16 protein-coding genes are annotated in these 18798 nt (G+C 69.8%); 5 read left to right on the top strand and 11 right to left on the bottom strand.

Going from position 1 to position 18798, the window contains the following annotated elements; translation table 11 throughout:
• Positions 1–82 precede the first annotated feature (82 nt).
• Positions 83–835 carry a calcium-binding protein gene (locus ACIP2X_RS06875; protein ID WP_401668438.1) on the top strand — a complete coding sequence of 251 codons (753 nt, stop codon included), beginning with the start codon at positions 83–85 and terminating at the stop codon, positions 833–835.
• 743 nt (positions 836–1578) lie between these two features.
• Here ACIP2X_RS06875 and ACIP2X_RS06870 read toward each other — a convergent pair.
• On the bottom strand, positions 1579–2304 hold the full coding sequence (locus ACIP2X_RS06870) for a nuclear transport factor 2 family protein (protein WP_401668436.1): 726 nt from the start codon (positions 2302–2304) through the stop codon (positions 1579–1581).
• A 91-nt stretch (positions 2305–2395) separates the two neighbouring features.
• Positions 2396–3097, bottom strand: a complete 702-nt coding sequence (locus tag ACIP2X_RS06865; protein WP_401668434.1) for a hemerythrin domain-containing protein — start codon at positions 3095–3097, stop codon at positions 2396–2398.
• A gap of 72 nt (positions 3098–3169) precedes the next feature.
• Between ACIP2X_RS06865 and ACIP2X_RS06860 the strand changes: the two genes are divergently transcribed.
• Together ACIP2X_RS06860 and ACIP2X_RS06855 are read left to right on the top strand one after the other, a co-directional pair.
• A complete protein-coding gene (locus ACIP2X_RS06860; protein ID WP_401668431.1) occupies positions 3170–3793 on the top strand; it encodes a TetR/AcrR family transcriptional regulator in 624 nt (207 codons plus the stop codon).
• Positions 3794–4050: 257 nt separating this feature from the next.
• Entirely contained in the window at positions 4051–4362 is a 312-nt protein-coding gene (locus tag ACIP2X_RS06855; RefSeq protein ID WP_401668429.1) for a hypothetical protein, read from the top strand.
• Positions 4363–4765: 403 nt separating this feature from the next.
• Here the strand turns inward: ACIP2X_RS06855 and ACIP2X_RS06850 are convergent, their stop codons facing one another.
• Positions 4766–5947: an amidohydrolase family protein gene (locus tag ACIP2X_RS06850; RefSeq protein WP_401668426.1), complete on the bottom strand. Its 1182-nt coding sequence runs from the start codon at positions 5945–5947 to the stop codon at positions 4766–4768.
• 809 nt (positions 5948–6756) lie between these two features.
• Between ACIP2X_RS06850 and ACIP2X_RS06845 the strand changes: the two genes are divergently transcribed.
• On the top strand, positions 6757–10326 hold the full coding sequence (locus ACIP2X_RS06845) for a S8 family serine peptidase (RefSeq protein ID WP_401668424.1): 3570 nt from the start codon (positions 6757–6759) through the stop codon (positions 10324–10326).
• Between the two features lie 151 nt (positions 10327–10477).
• On the opposite strand, the gene ACIP2X_RS06840 is transcribed toward ACIP2X_RS06845, so the two are convergent.
• From ACIP2X_RS06840 to ACIP2X_RS06805, 8 genes are all read right to left on the bottom strand, one after another.
• On the bottom strand, positions 10478–10873 hold the full coding sequence (locus tag ACIP2X_RS06840; protein ID WP_401668422.1) for a cupin domain-containing protein: 396 nt from the start codon (positions 10871–10873) through the stop codon (positions 10478–10480).
• A 304-nt stretch (positions 10874–11177) separates the two neighbouring features.
• Entirely contained in the window at positions 11178–11735 is a 558-nt protein-coding gene (locus tag ACIP2X_RS06835; protein ID WP_401668419.1) for a DUF3152 domain-containing protein, read from the bottom strand.
• 497 nt (positions 11736–12232) lie between these two features.
• On the bottom strand, positions 12233–12955 hold the full coding sequence (locus ACIP2X_RS06830; RefSeq protein ID WP_401668418.1) for a hypothetical protein: 723 nt from the start codon (positions 12953–12955) through the stop codon (positions 12233–12235).
• Positions 12956–12959: 4 nt separating this feature from the next.
• Positions 12960–13484 (bottom strand): SigE family RNA polymerase sigma factor, encoded by a 525-nt coding sequence (locus ACIP2X_RS06825; RefSeq protein ID WP_401668415.1) that lies wholly within the window; start codon positions 13482–13484, stop codon positions 12960–12962.
• Positions 13485–13652: 168 nt separating this feature from the next.
• Positions 13653–14891 carry an ABC transporter permease gene (locus ACIP2X_RS06820; protein WP_401668412.1) on the bottom strand — a complete coding sequence of 413 codons (1239 nt, stop codon included), beginning with the start codon at positions 14889–14891 and terminating at the stop codon, positions 13653–13655.
• Positions 14888–15622, bottom strand: a complete 735-nt coding sequence (locus ACIP2X_RS06815) for an ABC transporter ATP-binding protein (RefSeq protein WP_401668410.1) — start codon at positions 15620–15622, stop codon at positions 14888–14890. The genes ACIP2X_RS06820 and ACIP2X_RS06815 overlap by 4 nt, the downstream gene beginning before the upstream one ends.
• Entirely contained in the window at positions 15619–17043 is a 1425-nt protein-coding gene (locus ACIP2X_RS06810; RefSeq protein WP_401668408.1) for a peptidoglycan-binding protein, read from the bottom strand. Before ACIP2X_RS06810 ends, ACIP2X_RS06815 begins: the two co-directional genes overlap by 4 nt.
• Entirely contained in the window at positions 17040–17954 is a 915-nt protein-coding gene (locus ACIP2X_RS06805) for a hypothetical protein (RefSeq protein WP_401668405.1), read from the bottom strand. Before ACIP2X_RS06805 ends, ACIP2X_RS06810 begins: the two co-directional genes overlap by 4 nt.
• A 380-nt stretch (positions 17955–18334) precedes the next feature.
• On the opposite strand from ACIP2X_RS06805, the gene ACIP2X_RS06800 reads away from it, so the two are divergent.
• Positions 18335–18775 carry an SRPBCC domain-containing protein gene (locus tag ACIP2X_RS06800; protein ID WP_401668403.1) on the top strand — a complete coding sequence of 147 codons (441 nt, stop codon included), beginning with the start codon at positions 18335–18337 and terminating at the stop codon, positions 18773–18775.
• Positions 18776–18798: the final 23 nt, after the last annotated feature.

Here is an 18798-nt window from a genome sequence, read left to right as displayed (position 1 = left end):
GACCGTTGGTCTGACCCACTGCCACGTCCAGCCGCCTGGTGTTGCACCGCAGTGCACCCGTCGTTTCCCCGTAGGAGGACATATGCGCAGGAGACCCGCCGTCGCCGTGTTGGGCACGGCTGCGGCACTAGCCGTCTACGCCGTGCCCGGCGCACAGGCCGACGAACACCACGGCGACACGAGAATCACCCAGGTCGTCATGAACAACGGCAAGGGGGTCGCCGTCGGCACCGGCGGCAAGCTGTTCGGCTACAGGGTCACGGGCACCGACAACTCGGGGCTGCGGGCCATGGAAGCCTGGTTGTGGCGGGGCACCGACATCAACAGGCCGACGGCCGTCACCGGTGGCGTGTACTCGGGGTGCACCAGGAGCACCTGTTCCGTGGGTGGCGACATCGAACCCCGGCGAGACGGCCTGGTGAACGCCGACGCGGGCACCTGGCGCGTGCGCATCGCGCTGTTCGCCCAGGACGATGACTACCGCACGGTCGACCAGGCAGCCACGGTCCAGGTCCTGCGCATCGCCAAGATCACCACCGGCGCCTTTCCGGCGTCGGTGAAGAAGGGCTATCCCATTGTCGTCAGCGGTGACCTGATCAGGGCGGACTGGGAACAGCAGAAGTACGTCACGTTCGGGAACCAGGAGGCGCGGCTGCAGTTCCGTCCCGCGAACTCAGGCAGTTTCCGCACTGTCAAGATCATCAAGGGCGACGCCGACGGGTTCTTCAGGACCACCGTGCGGGCCACGGCAGACGGCTACTGGCGCCTGCGCTTCTGGGGCTCGTCGACCACGGCGGCGGCGTCCAACGCCGGGGCCTACGTCGACGTCAGGTAGCTGTCCGGCCCCGCCGGCGCTGCGGCACGAGCGGGGCCGGTGACCGGTCTGGCGGACCGGTACCCGCCCGGCCGGGGCGGTCGGCATCTCCGGCGCAGCCATCCACGACGGCCAGGGAGCGCCTCGTCGACGCGGGGCACCTGCCGGTCCGATCTCGCTACGGCCCCGGCCCTGCCGCCCAACCGGCTCCAGACGGACAGGAGACAGGGCGCCGAGGCCGGAGCCGAGGGTGGGCCGCTCGTCGATTTCTGTTCGGATGCCGCGCCGCAGCAGCAGGTGCCCACACGTGGTCGTGGCCTCGGTCGGAGAGAAGTTCGTCGGACCGACCGACGACCGCGGGGACCTTGTCCAGTGGTGGCAGCGCAGGCTCATGACGGCGTTGCGGTTGCCGCCGGTCAGCGACCCCGCGGGGGGATGCCCTGTCCCTCGGTGCGGACGCGGTGCTTGCTGCCCGGCCGTGCGCGGTCGACCGGACCGAACCCACTCCTGGGCGTCGGCGAGCGGCCCGCACGTGGGAGGAACCGATCGTCACCCGCGACCGGTCCGGCTTCCTCCCGGTCCACGTCACCTCCGAGTCGAGGCCGGCTCCTGCGGCAGGAACTCCCACTGCAGGCCGTGTGCAGCACGAACAGGATCACAGGATCCCGCACACTGCTCGCCGTCTCGGGGCCGCGGCCGGTGCTCCACCCGCTTCGGGTCCGGCGGTGTCGGGCAGCCGCGCCGAACACCCTTTGCCGCTGTACCTATCGCGTGCCCTCGGTGAAAACATCGCTGTCCGCGCTGAAGATGACGATCTTCTCGATCAGATCGCCCCTGAGGTGCAGGACCTCGGATCCCAGTGCCGTCTTGTTGCCCGGGAATCCGAAACTCCAGCTCCAGTGGATGAATTCCTTGTTCTGCGAGTGGCTGACGAGCCGACCGCTCAGGGGCGGGGCCTTGCGCTGTACGACGTCGATGTAGTTGCTGATCGCTTCTCGGCCCACGAAGACATCCTCAGGCTCCATGATGGTGATGTCTTCGGTGTAGATCTCCTCCATCGCCTTGGCACGCGCGGTCGCGTCCGTGATCATCCATACCTCGAGGTGCCTGGCTATGAGCAGCCGGGCGCGGTCCGTCCCTCCGGTCAGTGACAGGTGGAGCCGGGAGATCCGCCCGTCGGAGTCCAGGGCCAGGGAGACTTCACCGCTCCCGGAGCATCCGTTGCCCTGCAGGTCCAGGCCGGCCTGGCTCCACTTGCCGGTGAGGGAACCGTCCGCCTGCACGGATGTCGTCCAATGGTGGCTGGACTCCTTCCACCTGGCCGCCTGGTCCCGGTGGAAGTCGACGGCGGGCTCCCGGCCCTGGACCATTTCTCCGGCGTGCATCATCACTACGTTCTCAGCGAAGATGTCGCGAAGGCCGTCCAGAGCGGAGGGACCATGCTCGGCCCAGTTCAAGATCTCGAAATACTGGTCAAGGACTGTCGACATGAGTGTGATCCTCTTCAACGTATGAGTCATATTCAGCCTGCCAGGGAGCGAAGGTGTGCGCTTCTCCCCCGTGGGCCCCGGGCGTGCGATGTCAGTTGCTTGCGCCGCGCAAGATCTTCAGGTCTTCCCTCGCCTGCAGGCGGACAGCAGGAAGCAGTGCACGCAACTGCTCCGGCAGCCCTGCGAGCACCATGTCCACCTCCGCGGGTGTCCCCACTTCATCGAGGAAGCCGACCATCAGGTGGCCTTCCACAGGCGGCGTGGTCGCGATCACCCGCTGCGCGAAGGCCTGCCATTCGGCCCGGCTGATGTGGTCGCGAAGCGCGGGAAACAGCAGCGGCTCCTCGTGGGCGAGGTGGTCGTGCACCGTGTCGCGCACTTCGACGGCCGCCTTGCGCAGCGCGGCGCGGACCCGGTCCTCCGCCATGTCGCCGCTGGGCCCTGTCCGGTCGGCCGGACCGCTCGAAGCCAGGACATCGTTGTCCTGAAGGTCCACTGCGGAGAGTTGATCGAGCGCCCCTTCCAGGCGCTCGTGCTCCTCACTCAGCAAGCCGAGTGCACGAGCCGCTTCTGGCGCATTCGCGGCGATCCGGGGCCACAGGTCGTTGTCCTCGGTCTCGTGATGATGGCGCAGGATCGCGACGAGGAAGTCGCGTAGCCGCCCGAGGGCGCTCAACGGTACCGAGGGCTGCGCGGCCGCCTCGGCCAACAGGGTGGTGGCGACACGGTGGACCTCGTGAGCAAGCCGAGTCTCCATGACCGCCGGGACATGCTCGAGGGCGTCTTTGGGCATGAAAGAGACCATATTCATTGGATGCACCTATAGTCAATATGGCAACCAAGCTCACGGGGGTATGGTGTGCCGGTGACTACTCGGAAGTACGACTCTCCCCGCCGCACCAACTCGGCGGCAGCCACGCGTGAAACCATCCTCAGCAACGCGCAGGCACTCTTTCTGGCCCGCGGGTACACCGGAGTCACCATCGGGGAGATCGCCGAGGCGGCGACAGTCGCCGTGCCGACCGTATACAGCAGCGTGGGGAACAAGCCGAGCATCCTGACGGCCCTGCTGGAGCCGATACTCAACGCACCGAGCATCACCGATGCCGTCGCGGCCATCGAAGTCGGCGAGGACCCCCGCGGGGTGATCGACCTGATCGCCAAGGGCACCCGGCTCATCCATGAGCGCCATTGGGACCTCTTGTACGGGCTCCTGTACCGGAAGCCGCCCGGGGAACCCGCGGTCAAAGAGGTTCTGGACCGGGGAGCCGAGGAATACCTCCAAGCCCTGACCAGCGTGACCGACCGCCTCGTGGCGCTCGACGCGCTTCGCGTCGACGTCCCGCGCGCGGAGGCCATCGACCTGCTCTGGTTCTACCTCGGCCCGCAAGCCTGGATGACCCTCGTCGGAGACCGCGGCTGGCCCTTCGACCGCGCCCAGAACTGGGCCACCCGATCCGCCTGCCAGGCACTGCTGAAGGACAGCTAGGCCCGCAGTGCGGGGACATCATGTCGGGGGACTCGCGCCGCCATCCGCCACGATTCGCCCAGACGCACGGCCGCCGACGCCTCTCGCGGCGCGCCCTGGCGGCAGCCACGGCGCGTGACGGTGCAGCGGACTTGGCGCGCCGCGGGGAGTCGCACTGCCGATGCGGCGGCGCCGCCGGACTCATTATCCATGACCGGAGGAGACATGATCCGGGGCCGGGTTCAGGCCATCGACCTTCACCGGTCGCAGGCGGTCCGGTGGACGAAGACGAAGCTCCGCTGGACCGTTTCCACGGAGACCGACAAGTTCATCACCGGCAGCTGGAGCCAGGCCGGCCGGGACGTCGAGGGCAACGACTGCACGGGTACGGCGACTTCACCGCTTCCCCGGCCCCCGACGGGCGCATCTCCCGGCTTCACCTCACGCTGACCAGCGGATCGGATCAGACCCGCGTACTCATCACCGAGCACCTCGAGGTCTGGATGATCCAGGACTCGGCCGAGCGCGCCAAGGCGATGCAGAGCATCTACACGGAGACCGTCAGGCTCATGGAGCCCGACAAGGTTTGACGGGCCGGAAGGTTCTCAACGACTACATCAACACTGTTCAGAGGGAGGCTCCCCCATCGAGCGGCCGCGTCGTCGCGCACGCGCAGAACAGGGTCGCGAGCACACCATAGGCCAGCACCTCCCGGGTGGGGCGCCGCACCACCCAACTGGGCACCCCGCCCCGGCAGCGTTCCGGACCGCCGTCCCTGCGCCGGCAATGCCGATACCGAACGACGCCTCCGGCGTCCCACCCCATGCGGCGAGCGCACGGCCACCGCTGCGGCACGAGCCCCACTGACTCCCGATCGTTCAGCCTGACAAGGCCGCGAGACCCGTACCGTCGCCCGTTCGTTGAACGAAGCCGCATTCAGCTGTCGTCACAGACATGTCGTCGGCCAGGGAGTCCCACTGTCGCCCCAGTGAGTCACCGCACGCGGGTCCCGGCGCGGAACACCGCCTGTACGTTCAGGACGGCTTCGGGGTCATGTGCGACGTCCCCGTCGACGACCAGGATGTCGGCGTCGGCCTCCGCGGCGATCACTCCCTTGCGGCCCTCCACACGACAAAGCCGAGCTGCCAGGCTGGTCATGGAGGCCAGCGCCGCCAACGGCGAGACGCCCAGACGCGCCAGGTCGGCCACGCCATGGGGAAGGACGTCGTGGGGCTTCCACGGCGCCACACCCGCGTCCGATCCGACGACAACCTGGGCACCCGCCTTGTGCAGGTGACTGTAGGTGTCCAGCAGGGCATCCACATGCGCGGCCATACTCTCGGGCACCTGCACCGCCACGTTCGGGTCGAGGCCCATCGTCAGGCTGACGAAGGTCCCCTTCCGCACGAGCATGTCGACGAGCTCGGGCTCACAGGTGACACCGTCGGCGGCGAGGAAGGACACGTGTTCCAGGCTGTCGACACCCGCTTCCGCCGCGTCTTCGATGGCTCGGAGACCGTGAGCGTGCGCTGCCACCGGGAGGCCGAGGCGGTGCGCTTCGTCCACGACCACGCGCAGGTCGTCCAGGCCGTATTGCGAGGCATGCGCAGGCACGGAGTCAGGCGTCATGTGGCCACCGCTGGCCATGATCTTGATGACGGAGCAGCCGCGAGCATGACGCTCACGGACCGCGGCGCGTAGTGCGTCGGCACCCTCGACCTCGCCCCCGAGGAAGTGGCAGTGCCCGCCGGGGGTGGTCAGCGGAGGGCCGGCAGCGAGGATCTCTGGACCGTGCTCGGGCTGCCGGGCCAACTCCGCTTTCAAGGCAAGCGAGAGGTAGTCACGGTCACCGAGGTCACGCACGGTGGTGACACCGGCCAGAAGAGCTGACCGGGCCGCAGCCCGCATGTGTGCCAGGAGGGCGCTGTCGGGGGTGGACGCCAGGGAACTGACGGGATCCGGGCTCGCATCGAAGACGAGGTGGACGTGGGTGTCGATCAGGCCGGGCAGGAGACAGGCGGAGGGGCCCATGTCCAACACCTCGGTGCCGTCGGCCGGCATGGCGCCGGTGCGGTCCACACCTACGATGCGGTCACCCATGACGTGGACGGTGGCTGGGCCGGACAGATTGCGGCCGTCGAACAGCGCACCGGCGTGTATGGCATAGGAAGTCATGGACGGATGTCCGATCTGTAGACGTGCTCATGTGGCTGTCGCGGGGTGGCGTCCAGGGCTCCGCACAGCAGGGGCCGCGCGCCGCCGGAAGTCCGCCTGGCCAAAGTGGTAGGCACGCCTGCATTGATTAGAACATGCTCTATTGACTATGACCAAGCCGCCGGCCGCTCGCACAACGACCGGCACGCCGGGAATCGCCCGCTCGGGAACCCCATGCGATGTGCTGGATCGATGCCCTCGGCGCGTTCCGCCGGGCAGGCCGGGCGCCCCTTCCTCCGGAGGCCGGTCCGAAGCTTTCACCCAGGCACGCCGCTCAGCTGTCCCGATGCCCCCGAATGCCCAAGGGGTGCGCGGAGTTGAGGCCAGGCCCTGGGGCGCATCACCTCGACGGAGCGTCAGCGACTCCGCAACGAGGGCCCGTTGACCCCGGAGGTGATCCGTGTCGGAGTTTGGCCATGTCGTGTTTGCGCCATCCCAAGTCGTAGACCCCTTCGAACTGTTCCCCACATGATCGGCCAGGTTGTGAATTGCAGGTGGACGAAGGGTTCTGACTCATGTCTTCAAGAAGCCGCCTCAAGGCGGCAATAGCGGCGGGACTGGTACTGGTTGCCGCAGGCGTGCCCGCTGTGGCCACGGCACAGCCGACCTCTGCCGGTGGAGCCGACCGGGCCACCGCCGCGACGCAGAACTCCTCGACGAAAGACTCCTCGGCGACGGTACGGCTGATCAGCGGCGACCGTGTGACCGTGACGACGCTGCCCGGCGGGCGGCAAGTGGTGTCGGTCGAGCCCGGACCCGGGCGCGAACACATGCCTTTCAGGCGCGTCGAGGGCGACGGCAAGGCCCTGACGGTCATGCCCTTCGACGCGGAGGCCCTCGTGGCGGCCGGCGCCCTGGACCGCCGCCTGTTCGACGTGACCGGCCTCATCGCCGACGGCTTCGACGAGGCCCGCTCGTCCGCTCTGCCGCTGATCGTCTCGTCGCGGCCTGAGCCCGCGCGGGCGGGTGCCCGGGTGACCGCCCGGGCGGCGAAGGCAGCGGCGGCGACCGCCGACCGCCTCGTCGCGCTCGACGCCGGCAAGGCGCCCGCGCGCAACCTGGAGAGCATCGACGCCCGTTCGGTGCGGGTGTCCGGCCAGAACCTGGCAGCCTTCTGGCAGGCCCTCACCCCGGACGGGAAGTCGGACGCCGCCCGCGCCGAGGTCGCCCCACGGATCGCGCTGGACGGCAAGGTGCGGGCGGTACTGGACCGCAGCACCGCGCAGATCAACGCACCGGCCGCGTGGAAGGCCGGCTACGAGGGTCAGGGCGTCAAGGTGGCGGTGCTGGACACCGGCATCGACGCCGGGCACCGGGACCTCGCCGACCGCGTGGCCGGGGCGAAGGACTTCTCCGGCAGCGGCAACACCGGTGACCACTTCGGCCACGGCACCCATGTCGCCTCCACCGTCGCCGGCACCGGCGCGGCCTCCGACGGAACCCGACGCGGTGTCGCACCCCAGGCCGACCTGCTGATCGGCAAGGTGCTCGACGACAACGGCTACGGATCCGAGTCGGGGATCATCGACGGCATGGAGTGGGCCGCCGACGAGGGCGCCAAGGTCGTCAACATGAGCCTCGGCGCGGACATCCGCACCGATGGCACGGACCCGATGAGCGTCGCCCTCAACGCCCTGACCGAGTCCACCGACACACTGTTCGTCGTCGCCGCCGGCAACTCGGGCCCCGGCCGGTACACCGTCGGCTCGCCCGGCGCCGCCGACGCGGCCCTGACCGTGGGTGCCGTCGACCGCGGCGACACCCTCGCGCCCTTCTCCAGCCGCGGCCCCCGCTACGGTGACGACACGGTCAAGCCCGACGTCACCGCCCCTGGCGTCGGGATCGTCGCGGCCCGCGCGGCCGGCACCTCGCTGGGCACGCCGATCAACGCCGACTACATCGCGCTCGACGGCACGTCGATGGCCACCCCGCATGTCGCGGGCGCGGCCGCGCTGTTGGCCCAGCAGCACCCCGACTGGAGCGCACAGCAGCTCAAGGACGCGCTGATCAGCACCTCCCGTACCGTGGCGGGCACCAAGGTGACGGAGCAGGGTGGCGGCCGCGTCGACCTGGCCACGGCCACGGGCCCGCTCACGGCCACCGGCTCGCTGGCGCTGCCCCCGATGGACCTGGGCATGGCGAACGGACCGCGGCAGGCGGCGGCCGTCCGCTACACCAACAACGGCGACAAGCCGCTGACGCTGTCTCTGTCGGTGAAGCTGGCGACCGACTCCGGCCGTTCGCTCGCGGCCGGCGTGGTCGGCCTCGACTCCGGCACCGTGCAGGTGGCGCCAGGGGCGACGGTGCAGGTTCCGCTGCGCACCGACCCCGCGCACGCGGCCCGCGGCCGGTACTTCGGCTACGTCACCGCGAAGTCCGCCGACGGCACCGTGCTCACCCATACGACCCTCTCCCTCGCGGTGCACGCCCCCAAGCACCGGCTGACCGTCGTCCTGCGCGACCGCGCCGGCAAGGTCGTGCCCGGCGCGACCCCGCAGATCTGGGGCGCCGACGGCGAGGTGGACTACTCGGATCCCCACGCGGGCGTCGCCGAGGTGGAAGAGGGCACGTACCAGATCAGCGGCGCCTTCCAGGAGTCCGGCGACGACGGCACCGCCAGGGTCGGCGACGTCGTCGTGCCCGAGGTCAAGGTCACCAAGGACACGACCGTGACACTCGACGCCACGAAGGCCCGCGAGGTGAAGGTCCGCACGCCTCGTCCCGCCGAGCGGTACGGCATCCTCGACACCGTCTTCTACCGTCAGATCGACGGCAACGTCCGCAACGTGGCCACCATGGTCTGGCCCTCGGACCGCTACTACACCACCGCCACCGCACCGGTCACCGACGGTACCTTCGAGTTCGGCCTGCGCACCCAGATGAAGGCCCCGGAGCTGCGGGCCGAGGTACCCGGCAGCCGTGCGCTGGAATTCACCCCCACCTATGAGATCACGTCGCCGCCTTTCAGCGACAAGGGCGTCCGGCTCACCGCCGTGGACGCCGGCACGGCGCAGGCGCCCCGCTTCCGAGAGGTCCGCGGCAAGCTGGCCGTCGTGCGGGACGACTCCTCCGGCGGCTATGACGCGGCCGCACTCGAACGCGCCGCGGTAGATGCGGGCGCCGAGGCGCTCATGGTGGTGTGGCCCGCAGGTCTCAACCACCGTAGCGAGTGGTCGCCGGTTGGGGAGCGGCTGGCCCTGCCGGTCCTGCGTGCCTCGGAGACGGACGGCGCGGCCTTGCTGGAGCGTGTGAGGAGGGGCACCACGAAGGTGGACTTCTCCGGCACCGTGCGCAGTCCGTACATGTACGACCTGGCGATGGTCAAGGCCTCGATCCCGGAACAGAACGTCTTCACCGTCTCGGAGCAGGACACAGCGCAGGTGCGCAGCGCCTACACCCGGACCGGTGCCGCGTCGTGGGCAAGTGAGCAGCGCTTCGCCTGGCGCCCCTACCAGAACGTGGCGTTCTACGGATTCGACCGCTTCGTCCCGGTGGGGAAGGAGCGCGTCGAGTACGTGAGCACCGGGGACACCCAGTGGCAGCACGCCGTCGCCTACGGCCCCGTCAACCAGTTCTCCTCTCCGCTGCAGGGCGGCATGCGTGACGACCTGCACACCTATCGGGCCGGGCAGCGCACCACGGAGGACTGGTACCGAGCGGTGGTCCGACCGTCCATCCCGCGCGGTGGGCACCTGCCGTCGGTGCGCGAAGGCGACAACCTGTCGGTACACGTCTCGGACTTCAATGACTCCTCCGAGACCGTCCATTGGTCGCACGCTCAGTTCGGCAGCGGCAGCGAGCAGTCCGAGGCGGTGCTTCACCGCAACGGCAGGCAGATCGCGGAGTCCGAGCAGGGCGCTTGGGCCAACTTCGAGGTACCGGCGGGTGACGCCGAGTACCGTCTGGACCTGGCCACCAGCCGCACGTCCGAAAACTGGCGCTTCGGTACACGCACGCACACCTCGTGGACGTTCCGCTCGGACACCACGACCGCCAAGGCCGTGCTGCCGATGCTCCAACTCGACTACGACGTACCGGTGGACGTCCACAACGCGGTGGGCTCGCGGCGCGAGCACACCCTCGGCCTGGGCGTGCGCATGCAGGACGGTCTGGCCGCCCCGAGCGGAGTGACGGTCGAGGTCGAGGCCTCGTACGACGACGGCAGGAGCTGGAGCCGGGCCACCACGACCCGCAAGGGCAGCGGTTTCACCGCGATCGTCGAGCGGCCCTGGCGCGTCCACGGCGACGCGTACGTGACGCTGCGCGTGACCGCGACCGACGCGGCCGGCAACAGCGTCCAGCAGCGGATCGACCGCGCCTACCAGCACCGCGGCGCCTGAACCGCACGGTCATCACACCGCGGAGCAACCGGCCGCGACACGGCGGGTGTCCAGGGCCCAAGGCCCCGGCACCCGCCGTGCCCGCACTGCGGCCTCCCTCATGCGCATAGGGCTTCGGCCGGCTCCGGCCATCGCGCCAGCCGGAATGCGACTACCTCGGCGGGTCGTCGACCTTGATCTCGTCGCCCGTGTTGGACACGAAGACGACCAGTAGTTTCGCCGGTTTCGTGCGGCTGGCGTTCTCCGCGAGAAGGTGGTGCGAGCCCGGCGGCTCCACCCAGCTCTCGCCCTGACGATAAGTGCGGACCGGTTCGTCATCGAGCCGGCTGCGGACGGTGCCTTCGAGCACGTAGGCGTAGACGAAAGCCTGGCCGTGTCGATGAGGCGCTGCCCGGGCATCGGGCGGGAAGTCCACGATCGCCGAGGTGAACGTCTTGCCCTTGACGTTGGGAAGCTCCTGCTCGAGGAGGGGCGAGAGCTTGTCGTACGGCCTCTCGGAAGGACTCGCCGTCCGGGAGGGACTCGCCGTCTCGGCCGTGACCCGCATCCTGCCGGAGTCCTGTGCGGGGGCACACGCACTGGCCACGGCGATCAGGCCGGTAGTCGCGAGACCACACGCAAACCGTCTCCCGATCATCCGGATCTCCTGTCTGTCCGGGCGCTCCGCCCACCGCTCACTCGCCGGGAGGCGTGCGGTCCTCGTGGTCGAGCCAGCCACCCAGCCGCTGGCGCCGGCCCGCGAGCAACACGCCTGCCACCCCGGCGAACCGGCCGATGCCCACATTGCCCCGTTCTCGGACGGACCGCTCGCCGTACGACCACGCACTGGACCGAAGGAGTCAACCTCAGGGTCACACGGTCGGGCCGCTGATGTACTCGCCGTGCTCGTCGTACGGCCAGGCGTTGGAGAGGCAGCCGTTCAGCCCCTTGATCTGCTGCATCATCACCGGCGCGAGCTCTCCCGGACCGGAGCAGCCCAGGTGTGTGCGGATCCCTGTCTCGTGACCGACCTCGTGGTTGATGATCAGGTGGCGGTATTCCGCCGGAGTGCCGTCGAACTGCGGCGAGCCCTGCGTCCAGCGGCGCAGGTTGACCACCACACCTTCGGACGTCTCGCAGTTCAGTTCACCACGGGTGTCGAGACCCTCTGCCAGGCAGAGCCGGTCGGCGGTGGCGGGTGTGGCGATTTTGATGACGAAGTCGGCTGTGGAGGAGACCAGTTGGAACGCACCACGGCCGTGGGCGGCCCAGCTGCGCTCGTGGGCGAGGATCCCCTGGATCTCTGCTGCGGCATCCTCGGCCGACATGTCGATGCCGTCCTCGACCTGCACGCGGTAGCGGCGCAGCGGGCCAGAACCCACCGGGCTGCCGGATGACTGTGCCGTGGTGAACGTGCCGGGGCCGGCCACGAGGATCTCGGGCGTCGGGTCCGGCCGAGGGCTCCTGGTCGGCTGTGGCTGTACGGGTGAGGGGGTGCTGCTCCGAGGCGGAGAGACTGCCACATCCGGCGCCGACAGGGCCTGAGTACTTCCGGCCGCCGTCTCCGCACCGGGGCCGACGGCTTGCCGCAGGGCCAGAGCGCCTGCTCCGGCGACCGCGCCCGTGACGACCACGGCGAGAGTGATCCGGACAGCGCGGGAGCGGCGAGAGGCTTTGCGACGTCTCTTTCCCCGCGCTCTGCGACGTGCGACTCGTTCACCCACGGGAATCGACTCCGATCTCGCGGGCCGTTCGTGACGCGAGCGCCCCGGAGGTCGCGAGTGCGCACGACGTGTGTCCATGTGGTCCGGCCATCCGAAATGTCACTGCCTTAAAGGGAGAAGTGCGAACACGGTTGCGGACATGCGCAACACGGTGGTGGAAGCGATCGACCGGAAGGGCCGCAGCTCAAGTGGGACCCTGTGAGCTAGGGGAGGACAGCCTTGTCGAGGATGGACATCAGCTTGGAGTGAGTCTCCGTGCTGACCTCACCCACACAGGCCATCCCGGTGATCACGGCGTTCGGATGCCCAGTGCCCACCGACCGTTGCACCTTGTACATCGTCGTCCCGGAGAGGGACCGGCAGGCGGGTGACGCCGCAACGGCCCGCGCCTCGGTGTCGCGCCCGGCCTCGACGGCTGCCGCCGGATCTTCCTCGACCTGAAAGGCCACAAGGGCTCCGAGGTCGCGGCCGGAGTTCGGCAGGCAGGCCGGGTCGGTCCAGTCGTCCGCCCGCAGGTCCGGACAGGTCTCCCCCGGCATGTCGAGTCGACCCGTGGAGATGAAACGCACCGGAGAGGCGCCGGCGCGATGTGAGGGGACGGTGAGCTCGCTCCAGTCCGGTGGCACCGGCATCTGCAGGCCGTAGAGGTTCTGCAAGCTCGCGGCCCCCGGCGAAAAGCTCGGTTCGGCCGCCGGGCCGGCCACCTCGGCTGTCCGGCCCGGACCGAGCTGTTGTGGCACGAACACGGCCGCCAGCAGTACCAGCGGCACTGCGGTCGCCGCGACGCGCAACCGCCGGGTACGCCGGAACCGGTTGCGCACCGCCGCCATCCGGTCGGGCGGTGCCGGAAGGTCGGCCGGCCGATCCAGCAGCACTGCTCGCAGGATCTCGACCTCTGTCCCGGGCTCGTCCTTGCCGGTGCTCACCTGATCACCTCAGCAGGCCGGCGGGATGGGGCAGCGTGCCACGCAGCGTACGCAGGGCCTTGGCGGACTGGCTCCTGACCGTTCCGGCGGAGCAGTCCAGCAGCGCCGCCGTCTCCTCGACGCTGCGATCCTCCAGGTAGCGGAGGACCACCACGGCCCGCTGCCGGGCCGGCAGACGTCGCAGCGCCTGTCGCACCGTGCGTTCGAGATCCACTTCTCCGTACCGGTCCCCCGGCACCGCCAGCTCGGGCAGCGACTCGTGCGGCACCTCCCCCCGCCAGCGCCGCCGCCACCAGGAGGCGTGCACGTTGATCATCACCCGCCGCACATATGCCTCCGGGTGGTCGTCGCGGATGCGCCGCCACTTGGGCCAGCTGCGGGCCAGTGCGGACTGCAGCAGATCCTCGGCGAGGTAGCGGTCGCCGGTGAGCAGCCAGGCCGAGCGGAGCAGCCGTGGTCCGCACTGGGCCACGAACTCCTCGAACTCCGTCCAACCGCTTCGCATGCCGTCCTCGTACCGTCTGTTCATGTGCGCCGGGTGCTCTCACGCACTCTGAACCGTTTCGTACCCCTGGGGCGTTGCCCGCCGTGGCGCACCTCACAAAGTCCCGGCGCTCGACGTCGAGCCCGTCGCGGTCACCGGGATGCGCCGGCCGCGATCCGCGCGGAGGACGACCTGTCCGGCGCCTCGCGCGGGTCAAGAGGCGGCCCGCAAGGAGTCCACGGGTTCCATTCGGGCGGCGCGCAGCGAGGGGTACAGGCCGGCGAGGAACCCAACGACAGCTCCGGCCACCGGGGCACCGAACGCGAGGCGCAGGTCCAGCACAGGGGTCCATTCCTTTGCGCCTGCGACGCACACTACTGCGACGATACCGAGGGCCGCGCCGGTGACCCCGCCGAGGAGGCCGATCATCGTTGACTCCGCGAGGAACTGCCCCGCCACCTGCCGTCTCGACGCGCCGAGTGCCCGTCGTAGCCCGATCTCGCCGGTCCGTTCCATCACCGTGACGAGGGTGACGTTGGCGATGCCGATGGCTCCGACGACGAGGGAGACCAGTCCGAGCACCAGGAACAGCCCGTCGACATCGCCCTGGACGCCCTTCCTGGCCTTGGACAGGTCCGGCGGGGCCACCACGGAGAGAGCGTCCTCGTTCCCGGGAGACAGCGCGATCGGCGCCTGCCGGGCAACCTGCTGGGCCGCACCCAGCGAGGTGTTGAGCAGGACGTGGGTCACATGCTTCAGACCCATCCGGTCCGCAGCGGTGGTCGGCGGCAGGATCACCGACGTCGACAGTCGGTGTTCGCGCCGGAAACCGCCGAGCACGCCGATCACGGTGAAGGACTGGCCGCGGAAGAAGACGGCAGGCGCGTGCCGGACGTCGTCGATGCCGAGCAGCCGGGCCGCCTGGTCTCCCAGGACCGCCACCCGGTCGTGACGGCCGATGTCACCCCCGTCGTAGAAGCGGCCGCTGGCCATCGTGCCGCGGACAGCCTCGGGCAAGGCGGGGCCGGCCGCCACGACCGCCAGGGTCTGTGACGTCAGCTCCCCCGGCGCGACCACCTCATTGGCTCGCACCTGTACGTTCGCGGTGCTTGCCGAATCCGCGAGCGCCGCCGCCGAGACGACGCCGGCAAGACGCTCGACCGCCTCTGCGCCGGTCCAGTCGACCAGCGGAGGGCTGTCCGAACCGGGACGCGGTGATGGCACCGTGACCGTCACCGAGGTGGCGGTAAGTGCGTCGAACCTGCCGACGATCTGGTTCGCCGCCGTCGATGCCACACCTAGCGTGATCACCAGGGTGCCGATGCCGAGCACGGTGCCCAACGTCGTCAGCGCCGAGCGCACGGGGCGGGCCAGTACGCCGGCCAGTGCTTCCGACCACAGGTCTCGAGGGTCGATGCGTGGCCGCCCCGGCCGGTCGCGGCGGCACCTCATGTCGTCTCCAGACCGAGTCGGCCGTCATGGATCCGGACTCGCCGGGTCGCGCGGCGGCTGACGGAGTCGTCGTGGGTGATGACCAGCAGCGTGATGCCCTGGGCTTGCAGTTCGTCGAAGAGCGCCAGCACCGATTCGGTGTTCTCGCTGTCGAGGTTGCCGGTCGGCTCGTCGCACAGCAGCAGGGCCGGCTCGCCCATCAGCGCACGGGCGATGGCCGTCCGCTGCCGCTCGCCGCCGGACAGCCTGCCGGGCAGGAAGCCGATACGGTGTCCGAGGCCGACGCGTTCCAAGACCTCCCGGGCCCGCTCGGCCCGGGTACGCCGCCCGCGGCTCGGCCCGGAAGCCCGGTAGGCCTCGGCCAGCATGACGTTCTCCTCCACCGTCCGGTACGGCAGCAGGTGGAAGGACTGGAAGACGAAACCGATGCGGCTCCCCCGCAGAGCGGTGCGTTCCAGGTCGCCCAGGGCGTTGGTCAGCACTCCGTCGAGCCAGTAGCTCCCGGACGTCGGCCGGTCCAGCAGCCCCAGGGTGTTCAGCAGCGTGGACTTCCCCGACCCCGACGGGCCGACGATCGCGAGGTGTTCCCCTCTGTGGACCGACAGTTCCACGTCGTGCAGCGCACGCACAGGTGGTTCGGCGTCGAAGATCCGGCACACCTGGCGAAGCTCGATCACGGTGTTCACGTCCGGCGGGTCCTCGAACCTGGCCGCGGCGGTGCGTCGCCTCATTGTCCGACCACCACCTGGTCGCCCACGTGCAGCGACCCGCTGTCCGGAGTCACCTCGACGAGCCCGGCAGCGGCGATGCCCAAGCTGACGCGCACGGTGACAGTCGTACCGTGCCGCCGCACCTGCACCCGGGCCTTGCCGTCAGTGGATGTGCGGACCGCCGCCACGGGCACCACGAGGACCGAGTCCGCGGAGGCGCCCACCTCCACGCTCACCTTGGCGACGTCCCCCGCGTGGTTCCGCAGGGGCGCCGCATCGGGTACGGAGATCTCCAACGGGACCGGCGCCGACGGGTCGGCCGGGTCCGGTGCCCCTGCCTCGCCATACCCGCCGGACCCCTCGTCCGTGCCGGCTTTCCCGCCCTCGCCCGATTCGGCCCCGGCCTGGTCGCCGGCCTGACCGGCGCTCGCACCGCCGATCCGTGACACGACACCGCGAACCTCACGGCCGTCCGCCGTCTCGACTCGTGCCTCCATGCCCTCGCGCAGCGCCGCGCCGTCCGCTCCGGGCACCGTGGCCCGCACCACCACGTCGGACGACGTGACGGTCACCACCTCGCCGTCCGGAGGGCCACCGAGTCCCACCTCGACCTTGCCGACACGTACCGGGAGTTCGGGCAGGAAGACCACCTCACCCGCCGGGACCTTGGTGCCGTACGTGGCCTCGAACGCGTTCAGCGCCGCGTTGGCCTGGTCCAGCTGCCGTCGCGCGGAGCGCAGCCGAAGTTCCGCGGCCTCGCCCGGGTCCGGTCCGGCCGCCGTACCGGCGTCTCCGCCCGACTGCTCCTCGAGCAAAGCCAGTTGGGCGGAGGTGACGGCCGCTTCGAGATCGGCGCGCTGCTGCCGGTCGGCGAGAGCGGGGCTCTGCGGCGCGAAACCCTTGCTCTCGTACCACTGGCCGACCGCGGCCGCGGTGCCCTCACGGTAGCTGCCACTGACCGCTCCGGGGTCGTGGCCGAGTCTGCGCAACGCGCTCTGCAACTGGCGGACGTCCTCACCCGAGCTGCCCGGGCCGAGCACGCGGTACATCGGCACCGGACCTCTCAGCACGAATACCGGGCGGCCGCTGACCTGCATCAGGACGCTGCCCTCGGCCAGGGTCCGTCCTTCGGTCGGCAGCTTGGTGACCCGCTGGGCGGTCTCGCCGTCGCGAAAGGAGCCCACGGGTCCTGCCAGCGAGATGCCCTGCGGTGCCCCGAACTCGACGGTCCCCTGGGCCACCACGGTCGCGGTCAGCTTCTGGCGCGCCACCGCGACCGTCACCGGACCGGCCTTGGGTGGCTCGTGCGCTGCGGCGGCGTCGGCGGGCGACTGCATCTGCGTACCGGTGATCCAGCCACCGGCGCCCACTACGGCGACCACGCCGACGATGATCACGACCTGTCTGGTGCGGGCTGCCGGACCGCCACGGACGCGGCTCATCCGCCGAGTCCGGTGAAGGGGTGCTTGGCGAGCTTCGGGAAGTACGCGGCCCGGAACTTCCTTCCACACTCCAGATCCGCCAGGGCGACGTTGATTTCCTGGGCGAGCTCGGCACGCGCGGCTTCTATGTCCAGTTCGTCCACGCCTTGACCTTGGCCGTTCACGGCGAACTTCACCATGTCGCCTATGGAGGTGGGCTGCGTGGTGGTGACGGGGATCCCCTCACCACGAAGACAGGACGCGAAGTCCTGCGCCAGTGCGACCAACCGCGAGTCCCCGTCGAGTGCCTGCTGTGCCGCTCGATCGGCGGCCCTGGAGGCATTGGCCTCACGGGTCCGTTCGGCCTCCGACTTCTCCGGACCGTAGGCCCGCACCGTCGCGTCCTTGTGACAGCCCGGGAGCTCCGTCTTCTTTCCGTCCACCATCGCCAGCTCCCCGAACGCCTTCTCGTAGGCGCGCTGCTGCGCCGGGGAGAGCGAGTCCCGGTACGCCTGGTCGGGGTTCGATTCGTACTTCTCGGTGTACGCCCGCGAGCCGATGGCGTTGGCGTCGTTCGGGTAGACGACCCGGGCATAGGTGGCGCCGTACCCGTACTTTCCGCGGTACTCCTTCGCCAGTTCGTAGTCCTGACCGTCGAAGGGGAACGCCTCGGCTTCGACGCCCTCCACGCGCGGTGTGTAGGTGAAGCCCTTCGCGCGCATGCAGACGGCAAGGGCGTTCTGGTACAGGTATTGCTTCTTCGTCTCCTCGTCGACGTCCTGAGGGACCGTCAGTTCACCGTTCCCGGCGGGCGCCTGAGCCGAGGCCGAGCCTGCCGAGGAGGTGCCCGGGGATGAGGTGTTGTCGCCCTGGGAGCACCCGGCGAGCACCAGCACACCGGTCGCGGCGGCAACCGGCAGGGCAGCGCGCATTGTGAAGAGAGGAGTCACGTCGTTCCATCGTGTCGATCGGACATGGCCGTGCGGGGCGAAAGATCCCGTCGACTTCCTCAACCCGGTGGGGCCCCGTTCAGAGCAGAGACCTTGAGCCGAAAGTGGCACACGTCACGCTTCAGGATCGGCAGCAGTGACCTCGTCGACGACACGAGCCGCCCCAGCTCATCAGCGCGGCGGGCGGCAATGCGCCCCCTGGCGACGACGGAACTCTGAGGCTCGCGCTCCGCCGAGCGTGGACGCAGATGCCGAGAAAAGAATCTTCCGGGCGGTGTCGAGAACGTGTCATCGGCTCCGACGTTCTCCGTGAGTGTGCAGCCCAGTCCCGCACCCGCGGGATCAGACACAAGGAGACAGACATGGCCCCCGTCGCTTTCGACTACACCATCACCCGCACCCTGGAGGCTCCGGTCGAGCAGGTCTGGGCCGCCTGGACCCATGCCGACCAGTACGGACAGTGGGCCAACGCCGAAGAGGTCGTCCTCGACGTCCGGCCCGGCGGCGCCTGGAGCTCCGTCATGGTCATCCCCGACGGCACCCGCGTGCCGCTGTCCGGCCGCTACACCGAGGTCGTGGAGAACAAGCGACTGGTGATCGGCATGAGCGTGCCCGGCCGCGAGGAGCTCGTCCTTATGACCGTCGACCTGGCCGCCGACGGAGACCACACCCGGATCACCCTGTCCCAGACCTTCGAGAGCGCCGAGAACCGCGACCAGTCCGAGTTCGGCAGCAACATCCTCCTGGACGGCCTCACCGCCTTCCTGCGTGGTGGGTGGGGCGGGAACGGACCGGCCCGGTAGTCGGGGCCGGTCCTCCTGTCCGC

This window comes from Streptomyces sp. NPDC089424, from assembly GCF_044749345.1.
Lineage (GTDB): Bacteria > Actinomycetota > Actinomycetes > Streptomycetales > Streptomycetaceae > Streptomyces.
Note: the sequence above shows the minus strand (reverse complement) of the source record. Positions and strands in the feature narration are given on the sequence as shown.